The organism is Lysinibacillus louembei (assembly GCF_033880585.1).
Lineage (GTDB): Bacteria > Bacillota > Bacilli > Bacillales_A > Planococcaceae > Metasolibacillus > Metasolibacillus louembei.
Window position 1 is genome coordinate 3,765,674 of the sequence record NZ_CP137624.1, and the last position, 20,145, is coordinate 3,785,818.

The following is a 20,145-nucleotide window of genomic DNA, read 5'->3' on the forward strand; positions in this document are numbered from 1 at the left end:
GCTTAGCTAACGAAATGCAGCAAATTCAATAATGGTAAGACGAATAATAAGCTATCAAAACGGTCTAAAATACCGCCATGCCCTGGAAGAATAGTACCTGAATCCTTGACATCATAGTGACGCTTAATTGCAGATTCCACTAAATCTCCCATTTGCCCGAAAATCGAGCTAATAATGACGATGACAATTAGTAATGGCCACGATATAGTAAACGGCACAATAAGCTGCATAATCACTGCTGCAATGATGGCAACCGCAATTCCTCCTATAAAGCCCTCCACCGTTTTATTCGGCGATATTTCTGGCCACAGCTTATTTTTGCCAAAGCGACGACCGATAAAATAGGCACCTGAATCTGTTGTCCAAACGATTAATAATGCAAAAATAACGTATACTAAGCCCGCTTCACGCGTTTCAATGAAATAATAAAAGCCGATGCCAACATAGAGCGTGCTTAAAATAACAAATGCAACATCATCAAATGTAAAATGATTTTTGACAATAACGGAATAGACAAGCAATAAAATAACACCGATAATGAGTAATTCAAACTTCGTATAGCTTGTCACTTCCACTATTTTGATAGCATAGTTTTTTGGCAGTAAAATTGTAAACAATGTTAATGCGCCTAGTATGCCTGGTGCAGAAAAAATTGAAATACCTTTCATTTTTAAAATTTCATATAAGCCTACTGCTGCCATTGCATATACTAGTAAGGTAAATGGTAATTGTCCATATACGACGAAAGGAATAAATAACGCCGCTGCAATAACTGCTGTGATAATTCGTTGCTTCACTTCTGTTCTTCTCCTTTCAGCCCACCATACCGCCTATTTCGTTGCTGATATTGCTGAACTGCCTCTAATAAGCATTGCTCATCGAAATCCGGCCAAAGCGTATCCGTAAATAAAAATTCCGTGTAGGCTAATTGCCATAGCATGAAATTACTTAAACGTACTTCACCACTTGTACGAATTAATAAATCCGGCTCTGGTAAATGTGCTGTCATTAAATGTGATGTAATATGCTCCTCTGACACTTCTTCAATCGCTAACCTACCTGCCGCTACTTCCTGCATAATATTTTGCATCGCAAGTACAATTTCCGCACGACTCCCGTAATTCATTGCAAAATTTAAAATTAAGCCCGTATTATGCTTTGTCGTATTCATCGCATGCTGTAAAGCCCTTTGTGTGTGGCCAGGTAAGCTTGCAAAATCACCAATCATTTGCACGCGAATATTACGTTCCATCAACTCTGGTAAAAAGGAATTTAAAAATTGCTCAGGAAGTCCCATTAAAAACTCAACTTCCGCTTTAGGACGCTTCCAGTTTTCCGTTGAAAATGCGTATAATGTCAAAATTTCAACACCTAAATCACAAGCATAGCGCGTAATTTTACGCACTGTCTTCATTCCTTCATGGTGTCCCGCAATTCTCGGCATTGACCGCTTCTTTGCCCATCTGCCATTGCCATCCATAATAATTGCAATATGCGAAGGAACTTCTGCATCAAGTAAGCTCTTGCTGTTATATTCGATTTCATTTTTATTTAATTTTTTTCCTAAAAGCTTTTTAAACATAGCCCATTCCCCCAACTACTTGCATATCGGACATATTTATCATATCAAAAAGAACTTTCCATGTCCTTTTATTTCTTATTATGAACAGCATTACAGTTAATTTTTTAGTTCTAATATGTAATTTCACCCTATAAATTATGGTGATAAGTTATTTTTTATGATAAAACCTCTTTTAATCAATTATCCCTTGGCGTAATGGCCATTACTTATTTGGCATTCATCCCCGCAAGAGATTTTTACTTAATCAAGTAAAAAAGGCGCCCTGTTTGAAAGGACGCCTTAATTTAATTAAAGTTCTATCGTCATTATACAGATAAAATTTCTTGTTCTTTTTCTTTTGTTACATCGTCGATTTTTGCGATAAACTCGTCCGTTAGCTTTTGAATGTCATCGCCATAGCCACGTAAATCATCCTCTGTAATATCGCCGCTTTTTTCAAGCTTTTTCAAATCATCATTTGCATCACGACGCACATTACGCACAGCGATTTTTGCTTCTTCTGCCTCTTTTTTCACTTGCTTTACAAGCTCTTTACGACGCTCTTCTGTTAATGCAGGAATCGTTAAACGAATAACTGTTCCATCATTTGTTGGTGTAATACCAATATCAGATTTCATAATCGCTTTTTCAATTTCACCTAAAATTGATTTGTCGTAAGGTGCGATTACTAAAAGACGAGCTTCTGGAATTGATACACCTGCTAATTGATTAATTGGTGTTGGTGCACCGTAATAGTCTACAGAAACGCGGTCTAATAATGAAGCGTTCGCACGGCCAGCACGAATCGATGCTAGTTCACGTGAAAATGCACTTAAAGATTTTGTCATTTTTTCTTTTGCTTGTTCTAAAACTTGCTTTGCCATTATGAATTCCTCCTAACAACAGTTCCAATTTTTTCGCCAAGTACAGCGCGTTTAATATTTCCTTCTTCCATTAATGAGAATACTATTAATGGAATGTCGTTGTCCATACATAAAGTAGATGCTGTTGAATCCATTACTTGTAATCCTTGCTGAATAACATCTAAATAAGATAATTCATCATATTTTACAGCGTTTGGATCCGTTTTAGGATCTGCTGAATATACACCATCCACATTGTTTTTGCCCATTAAAATCGCTTCTGCATCAATTTCAGCAGCACGCAATGCAGCAGTCGTATCTGTCGAGAAGAATGGGTTACCTGTTCCAGCTGCAAAAATCACAACGCGTTTTTTCTCAAGATGACGTACAGCTTTACGACGAATATATGGCTCAGCAACTTGGGTCATCACGATGGATGATTGCACACGTGTTTCGATGCCTAGTTTTTCTAGCGCATCTTGTAATGCTAAAGAATTCATTACAGTCGCTAACATGCCCATATAGTCAGCAGCAGCACGGTCCATACCCATTTCACTGCCTACTTTACCACGCCAAATATTACCCCCACCTACTACAACTGCCACTTCCACACCTAGGTCTACTACTTGCTTCACTTCAGCTGCAACATCTTTAATTATTTTTGGCGCTAATCCGAAGCCTGCTTCTCCTGCTAATGCTTCACCGCTTAGCTTAATTACTACACGTTTGTATTTTGGCACACTCATAGTAAACCTCCGTCACTTGTATATTATTGTAATTGAATTTTGCTTGAAAAATAGGGAACACGCTGGTGCTGTGCTCCCTAAATGTAATTCTCAAATTGAGATATAAGATTAGTTACCTTTAACTTGGTTCATTACTTCTTCAGCAAAGTTATCTTCGCGTTTTTCGATACCTTCACCAACAGCATAACGAGTGAATGCAGTTACGTTACCACCAGTTGATTTTACGAAATCGCGTACTTTTTGATCTGAGTTTTTAACGAAAGTTTGGTCAAGTAAGCAAACGTCTTCGAAGTATTTACCAAGACGACCTTCTACCATTTTCGCTACGATATTTTCTGGTTTACCTTCGTTTAACGCTTGCTCAGTTAACACTTTGCGCTCACGTTCAACTTCGTCAGCAGAAACTTCGTCACGAGATACATAAGTTGGGTTGATTGCTGCGATATGCATTGCGATATCTTTTGCAGCAGCTGCATCTGTAGAGCCTTCTAACACGACTAATACACCGATGCGTCCGCCCATGTGTAAGTACGCACCAAATGCATCAGCATCTGTTTTTGTTTTTACTTCAAAGCGACGTAAAGAGATTTTTTCTCCAATTGTAGCTGTTGCTTGAGAAATTTGGTCAGCGATTTTCACGCCATCTTTTTCAAGTTCTAAAGCAGCTTCTACAGATGCTGGTTTAGCAGCTAATAATTGCTCAGCTAAGCTAGCAACTAATACTTGGAATTTTTCGTTTTTCGCAACGAAGTCTGTTTCAGCATTTACTTCTACAAGAATCGCTTCGTTACCTTGCTCTAAAATGTAAGTAGTACCTTCCGCAGCGATACGGTCAGCTTTTTTACCAGCAGCAGCTAAACCTTTTTCACGTAAAAAGTCGATTGCAGCTTCTAAGTTACCGTCTGTTTCTACTAACGCTTTTTTACAGTCCATCATACCAGCGCCAGTTTTTTCACGTAATTCTTTAACTAATTGTGCAGTGATTGCCATTTTTAGTGGGCCTCCTTGAAATTATATATAATTAATATTGTACTCTCAAAAAAAGGTGATAAGAGGGATCAGCCACTTATCACCATTGTGTAAAAGGGAATTACTCAGCAGCTACTGCTTCTTCTTCAACAGCTGGAGCTTCTGATTCACCTTGTTTAGACTCGATTAGCGCGTCAGCCATTTTTGCAGTTAATAATTTAACAGCACGAATAGCATCATCGTTAGCAGGGATTACGTAGTCGATTTCATCTGGATCACAGTTTGTATCAACAATACCTACTAGAGGGATGTTTAATTTACGAGCTTCCGCAACAGCGATACGCTCTTTGCGTGGGTCTACTACAAACATTACGTCTGGAATAGCTGTCATATCACGGATACCGCCTAAGAATTTCACTAGACGCTCATGCTCTTTTTTAAGTTGAATAACTTCTTTTTTAGGAAGAACAGCAAAAATGCCTTCTTCTTCCATTTTTTCGATTTCTTTCATACGTGCAACACGTTTTTGAATTGTACCGAAGTTTGTTAAAGTACCACCTAACCAACGTTGGTTGATGTAGTAGTTACCTGAACGCTCAGCTTCTTCTTTAATCGCTTCTTGCGCTTGTTTTTTAGTACCAACGAAAAGAACTTTACCACCATCTTCGCCAACTTGACGCATGAAGTCATAAGCCTCTTCTAATTTTTTAACTGTTTTTTGTAAATCGATAATGTAGATACCGTTACGCTCAACGAAGATATATTTCTTCATTTTTGGGTTCCAACGGCGTGTTTGGTGACCGAAATGTACACCAGCTTCAAGTAATTGTTTCATTGAAATTACTGACATGTTTAGTTCCTCCTAATTGTTTGGTTTTTTTCCTCCGCATTTATCATTTGCAACAAGCAACCCTATAAAATAGAGCACCACTTACTACATCAAAATACGTGTGTATTGTTAACACCGCTATATAATATATCATGTATTTTTCTATATGACAAGTATTTTGGTAAATGCTTCGTTTTCTCCCACGATTCCTCTTCAAAATCCGAGGTAAAATACTTTTCTGAAGCTATATAAAAAAAACAGAGAGGGAATCTCCTACCTCTCTGCCCTTATTTAGGAATGAAATTTAATGAGCAATTCAATTTCTGTCTTTCCTTTTTGAGTTTGCTTGGCAATTTCTTCAATAGATTTCCCATTTCTATGCATAGCGAGAATTTGTTGTTCGGGTGTTAATGATTCTCGCTTTGGCGCTGGAGCTTCGTGTTTTTCAAGCTCTTGTCGCTTTTGTTGTTTATAAACATTTGCCGCTACATTTTTCGGAACAAATGCTTTCTTTTCGATGGGTACTTGCTCCTTTAAAACCGATTCAGACAGCTGTTCACGCTTTATATCAACAAAATGATTAGCGTCTTGCTTTATATCAGGCATGGCATTTTTAACAGTTGTTAGCTCACGCAGCAAACGGTCATTTTCTTCTCGCATTTCGATTAAATAAACGCCGATTGCATCATCCATCTCCTGCATTAGCTGATTTTGTCTCACTTCTAAATCTTTAAATTTTGCGACCTTATTATTCAATAATATGATTAAATAAAAAATAATCAGCTGTGCAATAATAAGCCCTATTATTAAAAAACTAATAACTGAATTCATACATTCTCCTATCCGCTATAGTCAATAAAGTTTCCTTTAAACGGGTGATGTGCTTTCACTTTTTCTTCTTCTTTTTTCTTTTTGTTTTGCTGTTCGGCATTCGCTGTATTATTACCTTCTTTGTTATCTGACACAGCATCTAAATTTTCTGTGTCATTAACTGTTTTTTGTTTTCGCTCTATTTCCTTTTTTAACGCTTCATTTGCGTGCATTTGTTGAAGTATGTTGTTTTGATGCTGCTGGTCAGCTATTTTTCCGGCATCGAACGTTTTAGGAATCGCAATTTGTAACTCTACACCTTTTAAGCTCATACTAATCCACTCCCTATGAATTAATTACTTCTGGCGATAAAAACTTGCGCAATTTAAACAATGCCTTTGAATGAATTTGTGATATGCGGGAAGTAGACAAATCAAGCATCTCGCCAATTTCTGTCAAGGTCATTTCCTCAGTATAAAATAAGCTTAATACAAGCTGCTCTTTGTCATTTAATTTTTCGATATTGCGCCCCAAATCCGCTAATAGCTCATTGTGCACGATTTCCTGTTCTGGCGTTCTCGTATCATCATCCCTTATAACAAAAACTTTTCCTTCCAACTCTTCTTGATCCTGTTGCTCATTAATTGATAAAACATTTGAAAAAAAATGTTCTTGAACGGTTTGATATATTTCTTCGATTGGTAGTTGCATATGTGCAGCTAACTCCTCTGGTGTAACATGACGCATTAGCTTTTGCTCAAGCTCCTCAATTTGAGCTTCAAGCTTTTTAGCTTTTTCTCGCGCTGAGCGTGGTAACCAATCTTCCTTGCGCAAACCATCTATAATTGCACCTCTTACACGAAATGATGCATAGGTGTCGAATTTTAAATCTCTCTTTATATCAAATTTATTTAAAGCATCAAATAACCCCATCATGCCTAAGCTATATAAATCATCTCTAGAAACATTTTTCGGTAATCCAGCCCCGATACGTTGCACATGATAAGATACAAGCGGCTTATATTTTTTTATTAACTGATTACCTGCATCTACATCTCGCTCCATCGTCCAGCTATGCCAAAGATTTTGCTCGTCATTTATAATTGGTTGTGTCACACGTATCCACCTCTCTTTAAAATCGATTATACCTCTCAAGTCCAGTTTTTCAGATGATATAAGAACTTCGCTGCTTCAAAATTTTTTATGCTATGTCAACAAATAGAGTGTCTCTCATGATAAAGCCCCCGACAGATGTCACAAATTTTGAAAGGAGGCCTGCACAACGCAGGTCTGTTAACCGTTGGCGCATGTATGACGCTTTTAGGTTAAAAATCCGGACGAGAGTTAGCCAAAATGTAATGGCTAACTAACTCTTTTCAAATCATCAGCTCTGTAAAAAATATTAGTAATTTTCTAGACAGCCCTTATTATTACAACTATTATAACAAATTCACACATATTTTTCATATGTACGCAGAATACTTTCTTATAAAAAAAAGAACTGTTCAGAAAGTTTTCATCTTTCTAAACAGCTCTCTATTTCATCAATTAAGGAAATTAGCTATTGACCATTTCATCCTCTTTATGCATCATTGTCCGTACAACCTGTGCAATATCCTCCGTGCTTTCATCAGCAAACTCAACTGTTGATGTAGCATTTTGTTGAATAAACGGTTGATTTTCTGATGATGTGGTATCCTCAGTTTCTACGGATTCTCCACTAAACGCAATTTCTTGTGGTGTATAAAAAATATAGCCTAAAAAATAACGTAGTGGAAATGCGATGATAAAGCCAATAAATGCAACACCTAGTGCCGTTAATAACGTTGGAAGTGGCATTACAAAAGGTTTTTGAATTGCATAGATGAAATAAGCAGTAAAGCTAATTAACGCAATCCAACAATTTATTAAAATCGAACCAAGCATTATATTTCACTCACCCCTCGGTTCACTGTACGAATATTTAACTTGTTCGTAACAGGACTAAATTCAATTGTTCGCCCACTATTTCCACCTGTATCCTCTGCAATAAGAGGAATTTTATATTTATTTAGTTCATTTTTTACAGCTTCTACATTGCGGGGACCAATTCGCATAGAACTTTTATCGGATGTAAATTGGAACATTTGTGCACCACCAGCGATTTTCGCCTTTAGTTTAAATGTTTGAACACCTTCTGCTTTTAACAAGTCTAATAGCGCTTTAATGCCTGTATCAGCAAATTTGGCTACATTTGTAGCATCTACTTTTCCTAAGCTCGAATCTGGAAGCATAACATGAATTAAACCAGCGATTTGTTTCGTTTCATCGTAAATGACAACACCTACACACGACCCTAAACCAGATGTACGAATCGTGTTAGGTGCCTTTACTACATCCATTTGTGCAATACCTACTTTAACAATTGTGTCAGATGTAAACATTTAGGATACACCTAACACTTTAAAAATTGTTGCGAATGAATCTGGGTCTGGTAACAAAAAGAAATGCCCATGAACAGCTTCAGAGATAGCGATATCTTCTTCAAAAATGGATGTATTAATAACGATAACATGATCGCTTACTTGAGATAATTCAATTAATCCTGTACTAATAATAGCGCCAAACATGTCAACACTTAACCCTGGCACAGTCGGATAAATTTTTAATTTAGTAAAATCTGATAGTGCAGATAGATAGGAGCCTGATAAAATATTGCCCATTTCCTGCATCGCAGATAGCGCAAGCTCCGACACGGGGGCTTTATAAAAATCAAACGTCTCATCATGAATTAAACGTTGAATAAAGCGGTTTGCTTGTTCAATCGGCAGAATGAAAAACATGCTGCCTTCAACATCTCCTTCAATTCTTAAGAAAACGCCCACAACAACTGTTTCAGAGCCCCCTGCTAGCTCCATCATATGGTCAAATGTCACCATTTCGACCTTAGGTACTTGCATATCAATTTTTTTGCTTAACAAATCCGACAGTGCAGTTGCTGCATGTGCAGCACCGATATTTCCAATTTCCTTTAATACATCTAAATGCAACGAAGTAATTTTTTGATTGAAATTCATTCATATCCCTACTTTAGTAGCCTCTAAATAGCAAAAGCTATTAGAGGCGTCATTTTAGCTTAACGGATTTAATACTTTGTCTAAATGCAATAAAATTAATAAACGATTGTCTAACTTAGCAACACCTGAAATAAACTCCTCTTCTAAAGAACCTACAACTTCTGGTTGTTGCTCAATAGAGCCTGCAGCGATATCTAATACGTCATTAGCAGAATCAACAACAAAGCCTACTTCCATATCTTCCAACGTAATAATAATGATACGTGCTGCATCCTCTTCACCTAAAATCGGTAAATTAAAACGTTCACGTAAATCAATAATTGGTGTAACAACGCCACGTAAATTAATAACTCCTTTTACATAGGCAGGCGTTTTAGGTACACGCGTAATATGCATTAATTTTTCAATTCCTTGCACATGTGATACTGGAATCGCATATTCTTTATCTGCTAATTGAAAAACAATTACTTTAATATATTCTTGTTCAACAGCATTTGTCATAGTTTACACCTCTTCTTATCCTTATCACTTCATTAGCGCATTACAATCAACAATTAATGCTACTTTTCCGTTTCCTAAAATTGTTGCACCTGAAATTGCAAAAATATTTGTTAAATAATTTCCTAAAGATTTCAATACGATTTCCTGCTGTCCGATAAAGGAATCAACAACTAAACCAGCAAGTTTTTCGCCTTTACGTACAATTACAACAGAATAGAATTCGTCATCCTGTGCTTCTGTACGTGGAACTTCGAAAATTTCATCTAAGAATACAAGCGGTACGACTTTACCACGGAAGTCAATTACTTTTTGATTATGTGCATTCAAAATGTCTGAATGACGGATAATAGATGTTTCAATAATTGACGATAAAGGTACTGCATAAATTTCTTTTTCGATTTCTACAAGCATTACAGAGATGATTGATAGTGTTAATGGCAGTTGAATAGAGAATGTTGAACCAACACCTTCAGTCGAGTCAATGGAAATATTTCCACCTAATGATTCGATTGTTGTTTTTACAACATCCAGCCCTACACCGCGACCTGAAATATCAGAAATAACATCTGCTGTTGAGAAACCGGAAGCTAAAATCAGCTCATTAATTTGTTTATCTGACAATGTTTTGGCTGTTTCTATCGTAACAATCCCTTTAGAAATAGCTTTTTCTAATACTTTGTCACGGTTAATGCCTGCACCATCATCTTCAATTTCAATAAATACATAGTTTCCACTATGGAAAGCACGTAGCTGTACAGTTCCTTCTTCAGGCTTCCCTTTGGCAATACGCACTTCAGGACTTTCAATACCGTGGTCAAGTGAGTTACGAATTAAATGCACAAGCGGATCACCGATTTCATCGATAACAGTACGATCTAACTCTGTTTCTGCCCCAATAATTTCTAAATTAATTTTCTTATTTAAGTCGCGTGATAATTGACGTACCATTTTCGGGAAACGATTAAATACTGTTTCAACTTGTACCATGCGCATTGTTAAGACGATATTTTGTAAATCTCCCATTACACGGCTCATACGTTCTACTGTTTCATTTAATTCTTGATGATTCACTTCTGCAGAAATCGATTGTAAACGACCACGGTCAATCACAAGCTCTTCAAACAGATTCATTAAAATATCAAGGCGCTCGATATTTACGCGAATCATTTTATTCGAAACATGACCACCAGACTTACTATTAGATGCTGGTGCCTTGGCATTTTTAGCTGGTACTTCCGCCACTGCTTTTACCGCTAATTCTGGCTGTGGCTCTGCTTCAACAACCTCTACTTTTTTCTCTGACTGTACATCTTTTTCTTCTAAAGGTACGACTTTTACTTCTTCTACTTCAGAAACCTTCATTAATTTCTTTTGTAAATCATCGGCAGGTTCTTTTGAAATATAGGCAATATGGAATACTTGGTCAAATTGTTCATCCTCTAAACGATCAACTGCTGGAACAGATTTAATGACATCTCCGTTTTTTTCTAAAATCTCGAATACCATGAAAACACGCGCTGCCTTTAATAAGCAATCTTCACGTAATGTCACCGTAATTTCATATGCTGAATGCCCTTGCTCGATAGATTGTGCTAACACTGTTTTTTCAAAATCATCATAATCTAAATGCGATTCTTGTTGAATTGCTGTTGCTGCTATTTCTTCTGCTGCGGCAGGCTGGCCTACTTCCTCACCTGCTTCAATGCGCTTTAACTTCTCCACTGTCGCCTGTACATCGCGCTTACCGTCGCCGCCCTCTGCAATGTTCATTACCATTTCCTCTAGATGATCAACAGACTCAAACACAACATCTAAAATTTCTGGCGTTACTTCAATTTTTTCATTGCGAATAGCATCTAAAACATTTTCCATTTTATGTGTCAAATCCGCTAAATCCTCAAAGCCCATCGTTGCAGACATACCTTTCAATGTATGAGCTGAACGGAAAATTTCATTAACAATTGATAAATCTTGTGGATTCTTTTCTAATTCTAATAAATGTTCACTACATGACTGTAAATGTTCTTTACTTTCTTCGATGAACATTTCTAAATATTGATTTACTTCCATATGAAGGCACCCCTTTAGTACATATATTTCATAATTGTTTGTGCGATATCCTCTACGTCTACCACTTCATCGACAAGCTGTGTTTCTACTGCTGCTTTTGGCATACCGTAAACGATACAAGTATCCGCAGATTCAGCAATTGCTCTTACATTACCTGATTTTTTTAATTCTTTTAAACCGTTTGCTCCATCTTGACCCATACCAGTCATAATCACTGCTACTTTATCCATATCAGGACAATTACTAACATCCTCAAACATCACGTCTACTGATGGACGGTGACCCGATCTTGGTGGCTCTGTCTGATCAAGCACAATCCCATAGGTCGTTCCAATTTTACGAAGCCTTAGATGATACCCGCCTGGTGCAATATAGGCAACGCCATCCTTTAAAATATCACCTTGTTCTGCTTCTTTTACATGAATATTACTTAATTGATCTAAACGATTTGCTAAAGATTTTGTAAAGCCTGCTGGCATATGTTGCACAATTAAAATTGGTGCACGAACGTTTTCAGGAATTTTCGTAATCACTTCTTGCAATGCACGGGGTCCTCCTGTGGATGTGCCAATTAAAATAATTTTTCTAGATGTCCTGCTCCACTCTTTCTTATTTGGGAGTGTTGTTAACTCTACCGGCTGCTGCTTTTTGATTGTCGGTGGCGGCGTATTCAATGATTTCTCTACTTTCACTACTTCTTTTCTGTGAATCGGTTTCATCGGTCTTTTCAACTTCGTAACAGAGATGTTCGCAGCAGCTTCTACTTTTTGAACTAATTCCTCTTTAATTTTATGTAAATCAAGAGAAATGGTACCGCTCGTTTTAGCAACAAAATCTACAGCGCCATACTCCATTGCTGCTAACGTATTTTCCGTGCCTTGCTTTGTTGTGCTTGATAGCATCACTACAGGCACAGGACATTGATTCATAATTTCTCTTAAGGCATCTAAGCCATTCATTTCAGGCATTTCTACATCCATTGTGACAACATTTGGTTGCAGTTGTTGTATTTTTTCAATTGCATCTTTCCCATTGCGCGCTGTTCCCACCACTTCAATATTTAAGTTCCCATCAAAAAAGTCGCCAACTAGCTTTCTCATAAAAGCCGAATCATCTACAATAAGCAACTTTTTCTTATTTGAAAATCTCAACTAATCACGCCCTTTCGAAAAAATACTTTTCAGTTTCGTTAAAAAATTATTCGAATGTTTCGGTGCATGTATTTCTTCTGTTGTTTCTTGTAAAAAACGTTGCACAATTTGTTGCATCGTTTTTGAAATTGGAGCATTCGGATATAAAATAGTAAAGGGTACTTGCTCTCTTACAGCCTTTCGTACGACAGGGTCCTCTGGCAATGAGCCTAGCGGTATAACTTCCTTCGCCATAAACTTTTGCATAGCTCCATTTAAACGACTGAGCGTCTCCTGTCCTTCTTCTTTAGACATAACGCGATTACATAATAGATAAAATGTTTTTTCGCTGTCTTTTAAATGAATAAACTTCATCATCGAATAAGCATCCATAATAGCGGTTGGCTCTGCTGTAGAAATAACGATAATTTCATCGATTGATGTTAATAAATCGAGCGACCAATTTGTTGCTCCAGCTCCCATATCAAATAAAATATAGTCAAATGATTGCTGTAGCTGTCTAAACGCCTCAATAAGTGCCGCAAACATAGAGTCAGACCATTCTACTAACGCCGACATTCCTGAGCCTCCTGAGATGTAGCGTACACCATTTGGTCCTTCAAACATCGCTTGCTCAAGTGTCACATTCCCTTGTAGATAATCTTTTAAACTATATTCTGTCGTTTTACCAAAAAGAATATGAATGTTGCCCATACCGATATCCATATCTAAAATAACAACATTCTTTCCTTCCTTCGCTAATAATGCCGCAAAATTCGTTGTAAAGTTACTTTTTCCTACACCGCCTTTACCGCTTACTATTGCTAATGATTTTCCAAGGGCACCTTGACTTTCTAGCATTTTCATTCGTAAAATTTCAGCCTGATCTCTCATGTAATTTCTCCTCGAAAGAACAACTCAAACATTTTTTCTAAACTTGGCTCCTCTATATCTTCCGGTACTTCTTGCCCATTTGTATAGTAAGCAAGTCCTTTCTTATATTTAATCATTAAATTGAACATTGTGCCAATAGAATTTGTCTCATCTAGCTTCGTAAAAATGAATTTTTCGACATGAATTTGCTCAAATTGCTTAATAATTACATCTAAATCTTGTTCTTTTGATGTTAAGGACAAGACTAAAAATGTTTGTACATTATCGCCAAATTTGATGAGCTGCTGCAAATCTGTGATATATTTAGCTTCTTTATAATTACGGCCAGCAGTATCAATAAATACTAAATCTAAATGCGCAAATTTTTCAATCGCCGCTTTATAATCTTCAGCACTATAAACGATTTCAATTGGCACTTGTAGTAAACCAGCGTATGTTTTAAGCTGCTCAATTGCCGCAATACGATATGTATCTGTTGTAATAAAGCCGACCTTCTTTTTCTTTTCTAGCACAGCTCTTGCAGCCATCTTCGCAATCGTAGTCGTTTTCCCCACACCAGTTGGACCAAGCACATTAATATATTTTTTGTCATACGACACGCCGCCAATTTCCACGTCGCGCAATTTGCGCTCCAATACGCGCTCTGTCGCTGCTTGGAATTTTTCAAAATCAATCGAATCTATCTCTTCAATATGAACAAAAAGCTCATCACTAATTTGTGTGATGAGCTCTTCATTCAGCTCTTGCTGTTTCAAATAATCGATAAAGTGCAAGAGTTCATCAGGGTATTTTGACTGAATGGATTGTCGATGTAATGATTGCATAATGGATTTTAAATCAGCAATTTCTTTTTTTAATTCATTTGTTATAGCTGAATCCTCTTCTAATGATGCTTTTTTCAAAACCTTTTGCTCAGTTTCTTTTACTGATGTCGATGCTGGTACTTGTACAATCGGCTTTAACAATTGCAAATCTTGTAAAGGTGGGAAAGCGGGCTTCGCTTCCACCTTATCAATACCTGCTACAACTTCAAAGCTCTTCTTTTTGACTAGACCAAAAAACTTTTTATCTACTACGACCTTGGAATTTAAAATTACTGCATCATCCCCTAGATCAGCACGAATTAGTTTCATTGCTTCTGCTATGGATGGTGCATTATATTTTTTCATCTTCATTCAACATTCACCACTCCAACACTTTGAATTTCCACAGCTGCATCAAGTTCGTTATAGCTTAAAATCGGAATTTGAGGGAAATAGCGTTCCGTTAATTGGCGTAAATACATACGCACACCTGGTGAACATAAAATTAACGGTGATTGTTCCATATAGGATACTCGTTCTACTTCCTTTGCGATTGTTTCCAACACCAACTGGGAGTCATGTGGGTCCATCGCCAAATAATTACCATGATCTGTTTGCTGAATGCTATCTGCAATTAATTTTTCGACTTTCGCTGAAACCGTAATTACTTTAAGTGCTGGCTGACCGTTGACATATTGTGTTGTAATTTGCCTTGCAAGTGCTTGTCTCACATATTCCGTTAATATATCTGTATCACTTGTTAGCTTTGAATAGTCCGCTAGCGTTTCAAAAATAATTGGCAAGTTACGAATCGATACATTTTCACGTAATAGCTTGCTAAGCACCTTTTGAATTTCTCCAATAGATAATGGTGTAGGCGTCAATTCCTCTACTAAAATAGCATGTGTTTCACGTAAATGATCAATTAATTGTTTCGTTTCTTGGCGTCCAAGCAATTCATATGCATTCGCTCGAATCATTTCTGTTAAATGTGTTGATACAACGCTTGGTGGATCAACAACTGTATAGCCGAGCATTTCTGCCTCTTCCTTCACTTGCTCTGTAATCCATTTGGCAGGCAAGCCAAAGGATGGTTCAATTGTATCGATACCTTCAATACTATCATCATCACCAGGACTCATCGCTAAATAGTGATCTAATAAAAGTTCGCCACGCGCCATTTCATTTCCTTTAATTTTAATGCGATATTCATTTGGTTGTAATTGTATATTGTCACGAATTCGCACAACCGGAATAACAATACCTAGTTCTAATGCTAGCTGGCGGCGAATCATGACAACCCGATCTAATAAATCTCCACCTTGTGAAGCATCTACGAGTGGAATTAAGCCGTAGCCAAATTCAAATTCAATTGGATCGACATTTAATAAATTAACAACATTCTCGGGACTTTTCATCGTATCTGTTGCAACTTCTTCCTCTAGTTCAAGCAGCTCTTCTGGGCTTTCCTCCTGTTTACGATCCATTAACCAAGCACCAATCGCTAATGCGCCAGAAATTGGAATCGTAATCCAAAATGGAATTGGCGTAAATAAGCCAAGTAAAAAAATAGTAGCCCCTGCTACGTAAAGCAATTTAGATTGTGCAAATAATTGCTTTGTAATATCCTCGCCTAAATTGCCATCTGATGCTGCACGTGTTACGACAATACCTGTTGCAGTTGAAATTAACAGTGCTGGAATTTGCGATACAAGACCATCCCCCACCGTTAATATGGAGAATTTATTTGCTGCTTCACCAAAGCTTAAACCTAAATTAAGTATTCCGATAATCATCCCAAATAATAGGTTGATAAATACCATAATAATCGAGGCGATCGCATCCCCTTTTACGAACTTTGTGGCACCATCCATCGCTCCGTAAAAGTCCGATTCGCCAGCCACTTTGTCACGTCGTTCACGTGCTTCCTTTTCAGAAATAATGCCAGCATTTAAATCAGCATCAATACTCATCTGCTTACCAGGCATCGCATCCAATGTGAAACGTGCTGCAACTTCAGCTACACGCTCTGCCCCTTTTGTAATAACAATAAATTGAATAATAACTAACAGCATGAAAATAACTAAACCGACTAAAATATTTCCACCTGTTACGAAATTACCGAAGGTTTCTACTACCTCACCGGCATCACCATTCGCTAAGATGGCACGTGTTGTAGAAACACTCAACCCTAAACGAAATAGCGTTAATAACAAGATAACGGATGGGAAAATAGAAAAATCTAAAGCTTCCTTCATATTCATAGCGGTTAATAGCACGAGTAGGGCAAGCGTTATATTAATAATAATAAGAAAGCTTAACAACCACGTTGGTAGAGGGATAATGAGCATCGCTACTACTAAAATAACCGCAGCTAAAACCCCTATATCGCGAATTTTCATTACTTTCCCTCCTGAATCGGTACTTAAATTTTGCGTTTAATACGGTATACGTATGCTAAAATTTCTGCTACTGCTTTAAAAAACTCTTCTGGTACGGCATCACCAATTTCTACTTGGTCATACATCGCACGTGCCAATGGTCGATTTTCCACCATAATGACATCATGCTCTTTTGCAATCATTTTAATTTTTTGTGCTACAAAATCAGTTCCTTTTGCAACAACCCTCGGTGCATCCATGCTATCTTCATCATATTTTAATGCGATAGCATAGTGCGTCGGGTTTGTAATGACGACATCCGCTGATGGTATTTCCTGCATCATACGACGCATCGCCATTTCGCGTTGTCGTTGCTTAATTTTCGATTTAATTAAAGGATCACCTTCACTATTTTTATGTTCATCTTTAATATCTTGCTTAGACATTTTTAACTGCTTTTCATATTCATATTTTTCGTACATATAATCAAGCAATGCGATAAAGACAAGCATTAACGCAGCCGCAAGACCCATAATCCCAGTTAAGTAAGCAACTGTCCCTAAACTTTCCCAAGGGCTCTTAAAAGCTAAAGATAATACTTTTTCTAAATTCATCCAAATTACAATTGTTGTAACAGCACCAATAAAAGACACTTTTAGTAACGATTTAATTAAATTGATAATCGCCCTTAAAGAAATAATTTTTTTTATCCCTTTAATTGGATCCATTTTTTTTAAATCTAATTTTAACGTTTCTGTTGTGAATAACAAGCCAAATTGGAAATAGTTAGCTCCAATACCTGCAACCATCGCAGCTAGCATGATTGGCAAAACAATTTTTGCCATTTCCTTTAAAGATTCGACAAACATCTCCATTGCCACATCTGCGGTTAGTGTATCAATTAATAAGTTACGCTCAAATGTTTGGTTTAAAAAATCGACTAAACCTTTAAACATAGATGGTGCAGCAACAAATAAAAAAATGAACATCAGAAGCAATAAAACTGCAGCTGTTACATCCTGACTTTTTAATACTTGTCCCTTTTTTCTCGCATCTTGCCGCTTTTTAGGGGTCGCTTTCTCCGTTTTTTCACCTGCAAAAAATTGAAGGTCCAACGTTATATAAAGTTTCATGTTAGCCACCACCTAAAAGAACCATTAAATCTCGTAAGTGCACAACCATCATCTCAATCAGCCTTTGCATAACGCCTACCATAACGCCCATCGTCACAATTAACACGATGAAGCCAACTGCAATTTTAATCGGGAAACCGACGACAAAAATATTCATTTGCGGTACAGTTTTTCCTGTTATACCAAGTGCTACTGTAACTAAAAATAATGTTGCAATTATTGGAGCTGACATTTGAAAGGCAATAGCAAATACAGCTGTAAATGTTTTTAAAATAAACTCCACCGTCGCCTCACTGCCGAAATTAGGGAAAAGCTGATCCATTGGTATAAACTGATAGCTATAAAAAATACCATCTAGCAATAGGTGATGCCCATTAATAGCTAACATCGTCAACAAGGCTAGGAAGTTAAAAAATTGACCCATTAATGGACTTTGGGTACCTGTTTGTGGATCAATAATATTGGCCATTGCAAAGCCCATTTGAAAATCGATAAATCCTCCCGCAATTTGGACTGCTGACATAATCATATAAGCGATTAAACCGAGCATTAATCCAATAATTGCTTCTTTTAATACAAGTAATATGTAAGTACCATCAAATGCAATTGCCTCATTTGGAAATGTATAATACATAATTAATGATAGCGCAAACGCTAAAGCAATCCTCATTTGAGGTGGTATTGTGCGATATGAAAATAACGGAATAGATACAAAAAAGGCAGAAACACGAACAAAAATTAACAGCAGGACAGTTATTTTAGGAACTAATTCTACCATCTTTTATCCTATAAAACGAACTAAATTATTTAAAATATCATGGAAATAATTCGTCATTTGTGAAATCATAAATGGTCCAAAAAAGATAAGTGCGACAAATACAGCAACGATTTTTGGTACAAAAGCTAATGTTTGCTCCTGAATCGATGTTGTTGCTTGGAAAATACTAACTAGCAACCCTGTCGCTAACGCAATTAATAATAGTGGTCCTGAAGTAATCAAGATAACAAACACTGCTCGCTCTGCAACTGAAATGACCATTTCTTGTGTCATTATGTATCATCCCCTAAAAACTTTGAAGTAATGATTTCATTACTAAATACCAGCCATCTACCAATACAAATAATAGAATTTTAAATGGCAATGAAACCATAACAGGCGGTAACATCATCATCCCCATCGACATCAAGGTACTTGCTACAACCATGTCGATTACTAAAAAAGGAATGAAAATCATAAAGCCCATTTGAAATGCTGTTTTTATTTCACTTAACGCAAAGGCGGGTACTAGCATTGTAAGTGGTATTTCCTCAATTGTTGCTGGCCGCTCTGCTTGATTATATGAAATAAATAATTCTAAATCCTTCTGCCTCGTATGCTCTGCCATAAACTCTTTAAAGGGCACTGCGGCACGATCGTATGCTTCCTCAAGCCCGATTTCCTCATTAAACAACGGCTGTAAAGCTTGATCATTCACTTCTTGGAAGGTAGGTGCCATAACAAAAAATGTTAAAAATAACGCTAACCCAATAATTACTTGGTTTGGGGGCATTTGCTGTGTAGCCAGTGCAGTTCTCGTAAAAGATAAAACGATGACGATACGTGTAAACGATGTCATCAAAATTAAAATACTAGGTGCTAAAGACAGTACAGTTAGTAAAAGAAGTAATTTGACGGACGTCGAGACATTTGCTGGATCAAAATCAGAGAATGCAGTAATTAATGACATCATTGCTTATCATACTCCTTTTCTTTCCATTGCTCTAGTCCATTACTACGTTCTTTTTTTATTTCTGATAGTTTGCTATCAAATATATTGCTAAAGCTTTGTGCTTGTTGCTCCGTTTTTTGCTTTTGTTCCGATTTCCCTTTAAACAACTCTACAATATAAGGCACTGTTGATATCGCTGTTTGTTTCTCATCATAGTGAGATAAAATTTGTTCAATCTCTTCTTCATCTGACACCTCTTTTAAGAGTTGCACATTTTCACCAACACCAACCATATAAAGGCGGTTGCCAACTTGAAGAATTTGAACAGATTTTTGTGCACCAACAGATATTCCACCAACATTCCGCACAACACTATTTTGTTGATATTTGACATTGCGCTTATTTAAAAATTTGAGCACAGCTATGAGTAGAGCTAATACGAAAATAAAGGCTAAAAATACTTTAATAAACCCCCATAAACTGAAAGATTCAGATGCCGGAGCAATTTCATTCGTATCGGCATCTGTTTCAGTATTATTTATATCCTTCTTCTCATCATTTATAGATGGGTAGTTGTCTTTAACAAATCCCTCTACAGCTGCATGTGCTTCAATCGGTATAAAAACGGCAATCAATACAAGCAGCATCACAAAAAAATACGCATGTAATGATTTGTTTTTTAGCATTCTA

23 protein-coding genes are annotated in these 20,145 nt (G+C 36.9%); all 23 read right to left on the reverse strand.

Annotation, left to right across the window (positions count from 1 at the left end):
• Positions 1 to 2: 2 nt before the first annotated feature.
• On the reverse strand, positions 3 to 797 hold the full coding sequence (locus R6U77_RS18820; RefSeq protein ID WP_293921298.1) for a phosphatidate cytidylyltransferase: 795 nt from the start codon (positions 795 to 797) through the stop codon (positions 3 to 5).
• Positions 794 to 1,582: an undecaprenyl pyrophosphate synthase gene (locus R6U77_RS18825; RefSeq protein ID WP_293921299.1), complete on the reverse strand. Its 789-nt coding sequence runs from the start codon at positions 1,580 to 1,582 to the stop codon at positions 794 to 796. Before R6U77_RS18825 ends, R6U77_RS18820 begins: the two co-directional genes overlap by 4 nt.
• A gap of 305 nt (positions 1,583 to 1,887) precedes the next feature.
• Positions 1,888 to 2,445 carry a ribosome recycling factor gene (gene frr, locus R6U77_RS18830; protein WP_293921300.1) on the reverse strand — a complete coding sequence of 186 codons (558 nt, stop codon included), beginning with the start codon at positions 2,443 to 2,445 and terminating at the stop codon, positions 1,888 to 1,890.
• The gene (pyrH, locus tag R6U77_RS18835) at positions 2,445 to 3,170 is read right to left on the reverse strand and encodes a UMP kinase (protein WP_319836804.1); all 726 of its coding nucleotides are present in this window, start codon (positions 3,168 to 3,170) and stop codon (positions 2,445 to 2,447) included. The genes frr and pyrH overlap by 1 nt, the downstream gene beginning before the upstream one ends.
• Before the next feature lie 108 nt (positions 3,171 to 3,278).
• Complete coding sequence (gene tsf / locus R6U77_RS18840) at positions 3,279 to 4,160, reverse strand: translation elongation factor Ts (RefSeq protein WP_293921302.1); 882 nt, start codon at positions 4,158 to 4,160, stop codon at positions 3,279 to 3,281.
• A 100-nt stretch (positions 4,161 to 4,260) separates the two neighbouring features.
• Positions 4,261 to 4,989 carry a 30S ribosomal protein S2 gene (gene rpsB, locus R6U77_RS18845; RefSeq protein ID WP_293921303.1) on the reverse strand — a complete coding sequence of 243 codons (729 nt, stop codon included), beginning with the start codon at positions 4,987 to 4,989 and terminating at the stop codon, positions 4,261 to 4,263.
• 270 nt (positions 4,990 to 5,259) lie between these two features.
• The gene (locus R6U77_RS18850; RefSeq protein WP_319836805.1) at positions 5,260 to 5,799 is read right to left on the reverse strand and encodes a DUF6115 domain-containing protein; all 540 of its coding nucleotides are present in this window, start codon (positions 5,797 to 5,799) and stop codon (positions 5,260 to 5,262) included.
• Between the two features lie 8 nt (positions 5,800 to 5,807).
• On the reverse strand, positions 5,808 to 6,110 hold the full coding sequence (locus R6U77_RS18855; RefSeq protein ID WP_319836806.1) for an RNA polymerase subunit sigma: 303 nt from the start codon (positions 6,108 to 6,110) through the stop codon (positions 5,808 to 5,810).
• A 13-nt stretch (positions 6,111 to 6,123) separates the two neighbouring features.
• Positions 6,124 to 6,894, reverse strand: coding sequence for a FliA/WhiG family RNA polymerase sigma factor (locus R6U77_RS18860; RefSeq protein WP_293921307.1), 771 nt, complete (start codon positions 6,892 to 6,894; stop codon positions 6,124 to 6,126).
• A gap of 441 nt (positions 6,895 to 7,335) precedes the next feature.
• On the reverse strand, positions 7,336 to 7,704 hold the full coding sequence (locus tag R6U77_RS18865) for a multidrug transporter (RefSeq protein WP_293921308.1): 369 nt from the start codon (positions 7,702 to 7,704) through the stop codon (positions 7,336 to 7,338).
• Positions 7,704 to 8,201, reverse strand: coding sequence for a chemotaxis protein CheD (locus R6U77_RS18870; protein ID WP_319836807.1), 498 nt, complete (start codon positions 8,199 to 8,201; stop codon positions 7,704 to 7,706). Before R6U77_RS18870 ends, R6U77_RS18865 begins: the two co-directional genes overlap by 1 nt.
• Positions 8,202 to 8,834, reverse strand: a complete 633-nt coding sequence (locus R6U77_RS18875) for a chemotaxis protein CheC (RefSeq protein WP_293921311.1) — start codon at positions 8,832 to 8,834, stop codon at positions 8,202 to 8,204. It abuts the gene before it with no gap.
• A gap of 54 nt (positions 8,835 to 8,888) precedes the next feature.
• The gene (locus R6U77_RS18880; RefSeq protein ID WP_293921312.1) at positions 8,889 to 9,335 is read right to left on the reverse strand and encodes a chemotaxis protein CheW; all 447 of its coding nucleotides are present in this window, start codon (positions 9,333 to 9,335) and stop codon (positions 8,889 to 8,891) included.
• A gap of 24 nt (positions 9,336 to 9,359) precedes the next feature.
• Positions 9,360 to 11,405, reverse strand: coding sequence for a chemotaxis protein CheA (locus tag R6U77_RS18885; protein ID WP_319836808.1), 2,046 nt, complete (start codon positions 11,403 to 11,405; stop codon positions 9,360 to 9,362).
• 14 nt (positions 11,406 to 11,419) lie between these two features.
• Complete coding sequence (locus tag R6U77_RS18890; RefSeq protein ID WP_406601116.1) at positions 11,420 to 12,505, reverse strand: protein-glutamate methylesterase/protein-glutamine glutaminase; 1,086 nt, start codon at positions 12,503 to 12,505, stop codon at positions 11,420 to 11,422.
• Between the two features lie 51 nt (positions 12,506 to 12,556).
• Positions 12,557 to 13,429 carry a MinD/ParA family protein gene (locus R6U77_RS18895; RefSeq protein WP_319836809.1) on the reverse strand — a complete coding sequence of 291 codons (873 nt, stop codon included), beginning with the start codon at positions 13,427 to 13,429 and terminating at the stop codon, positions 12,557 to 12,559.
• Positions 13,426 to 14,604, reverse strand: coding sequence for a flagellar biosynthesis GTPase FlhF (gene flhF, locus R6U77_RS18900; RefSeq protein ID WP_319836810.1), 1,179 nt, complete (start codon positions 14,602 to 14,604; stop codon positions 13,426 to 13,428). Before flhF ends, R6U77_RS18895 begins: the two co-directional genes overlap by 4 nt.
• Positions 14,601 to 16,634 carry a flagellar biosynthesis protein FlhA gene (gene flhA, locus R6U77_RS18905; protein ID WP_319836811.1) on the reverse strand — a complete coding sequence of 678 codons (2,034 nt, stop codon included), beginning with the start codon at positions 16,632 to 16,634 and terminating at the stop codon, positions 14,601 to 14,603. Before flhA ends, flhF begins: the two co-directional genes overlap by 4 nt.
• A gap of 23 nt (positions 16,635 to 16,657) precedes the next feature.
• Entirely contained in the window at positions 16,658 to 17,746 is a 1,089-nt protein-coding gene (gene flhB, locus R6U77_RS18910) for a flagellar biosynthesis protein FlhB (RefSeq protein ID WP_293921320.1), read from the reverse strand.
• A gap of 1 nt (position 17,747) precedes the next feature.
• Complete coding sequence (gene fliR / locus R6U77_RS18915) at positions 17,748 to 18,524, reverse strand: flagellar biosynthetic protein FliR (RefSeq protein WP_293921321.1); 777 nt, start codon at positions 18,522 to 18,524, stop codon at positions 17,748 to 17,750.
• 3 nt (positions 18,525 to 18,527) lie between these two features.
• On the reverse strand, positions 18,528 to 18,797 hold the full coding sequence (gene fliQ, locus R6U77_RS18920) for a flagellar biosynthesis protein FliQ (protein ID WP_293921322.1): 270 nt from the start codon (positions 18,795 to 18,797) through the stop codon (positions 18,528 to 18,530).
• A gap of 13 nt (positions 18,798 to 18,810) precedes the next feature.
• Entirely contained in the window at positions 18,811 to 19,476 is a 666-nt protein-coding gene (gene fliP, locus R6U77_RS18925; protein WP_293921323.1) for a flagellar type III secretion system pore protein FliP, read from the reverse strand.
• Entirely contained in the window at positions 19,473 to 20,141 is a 669-nt protein-coding gene (locus R6U77_RS18930) for a flagellar biosynthetic protein FliO (RefSeq protein ID WP_319836812.1), read from the reverse strand. Before R6U77_RS18930 ends, fliP begins: the two co-directional genes overlap by 4 nt.
• Positions 20,142 to 20,145: the final 4 nt, after the last annotated feature.

Bases quoted from the DNA above. Each gene is read 5' to 3' on its own strand.
- frr (WP_293921300.1), bottom strand. From the start codon at position 2,445: ATGGCAAAGCAAGTTTTAGAACAAGCAAAAGAAAAAATGACAAAATCT.
- fliP (WP_293921323.1), bottom strand. From the start codon at position 19,476: ATGATGTCATTAATTACTGCATTCTCTGATTTTGATCCAGCAAATGTC.
- fliR (WP_293921321.1), bottom strand. From the start codon at position 18,524: ATGGTAGAATTAGTTCCTAAAATAACTGTCCTGCTGTTAATTTTTGTT.
- R6U77_RS18895 (WP_319836809.1), bottom strand. From the start codon at position 13,429: ATGAGAGATCAGGCTGAAATTTTACGAATGAAAATGCTAGAAAGTCAA.
- R6U77_RS18880 (WP_293921312.1), bottom strand. From the start codon at position 9,335: ATGACAAATGCTGTTGAACAAGAATATATTAAAGTAATTGTTTTTCAA.
- fliQ (WP_293921322.1), bottom strand. From the start codon at position 18,797: ATGACACAAGAAATGGTCATTTCAGTTGCAGAGCGAGCAGTGTTTGTT.
- rpsB (WP_293921303.1), bottom strand. From the start codon at position 4,989: ATGTCAGTAATTTCAATGAAACAATTACTTGAAGCTGGTGTACATTTC.
- flhB (WP_293921320.1), bottom strand. From the start codon at position 17,746: ATGAAACTTTATATAACGTTGGACCTTCAATTTTTTGCAGGTGAAAAA.
- flhA (WP_319836811.1), bottom strand. From the start codon at position 16,634: ATGAAAATTCGCGATATAGGGGTTTTAGCTGCGGTTATTTTAGTAGTA.
- R6U77_RS18875 (WP_293921311.1), bottom strand. From the start codon at position 8,834: ATGAATTTCAATCAAAAAATTACTTCGTTGCATTTAGATGTATTAAAG.
- R6U77_RS18885 (WP_319836808.1), bottom strand. From the start codon at position 11,405: ATGGAAGTAAATCAATATTTAGAAATGTTCATCGAAGAAAGTAAAGAA.
- tsf (WP_293921302.1), bottom strand. From the start codon at position 4,160: ATGGCAATCACTGCACAATTAGTTAAAGAATTACGTGAAAAAACTGGC.
- R6U77_RS18865 (WP_293921308.1), bottom strand. From the start codon at position 7,704: ATGCTTGGTTCGATTTTAATAAATTGTTGGATTGCGTTAATTAGCTTT.
- R6U77_RS18825 (WP_293921299.1), bottom strand. From the start codon at position 1,582: ATGTTTAAAAAGCTTTTAGGAAAAAAATTAAATAAAAATGAAATCGAA.
- flhF (WP_319836810.1), bottom strand. From the start codon at position 14,604: ATGAAGATGAAAAAATATAATGCACCATCCATAGCAGAAGCAATGAAA.
- R6U77_RS18850 (WP_319836805.1), bottom strand. From the start codon at position 5,799: ATGAATTCAGTTATTAGTTTTTTAATAATAGGGCTTATTATTGCACAG.
- R6U77_RS18870 (WP_319836807.1), bottom strand. From the start codon at position 8,201: ATGTTTACATCTGACACAATTGTTAAAGTAGGTATTGCACAAATGGAT.
- R6U77_RS18890 (WP_406601116.1), bottom strand. From the start codon at position 12,505: ATGAGAAAGCTAGTTGGCGACTTTTTTGATGGGAACTTAAATATTGAA.
- R6U77_RS18855 (WP_319836806.1), bottom strand. From the start codon at position 6,110: ATGAGCTTAAAAGGTGTAGAGTTACAAATTGCGATTCCTAAAACGTTC.
- pyrH (WP_319836804.1), bottom strand. From the start codon at position 3,170: ATGAGTGTGCCAAAATACAAACGTGTAGTAATTAAGCTAAGCGGTGAA.
- R6U77_RS18930 (WP_319836812.1), bottom strand. From the start codon at position 20,141: ATGCTAAAAAACAAATCATTACATGCGTATTTTTTTGTGATGCTGCTT.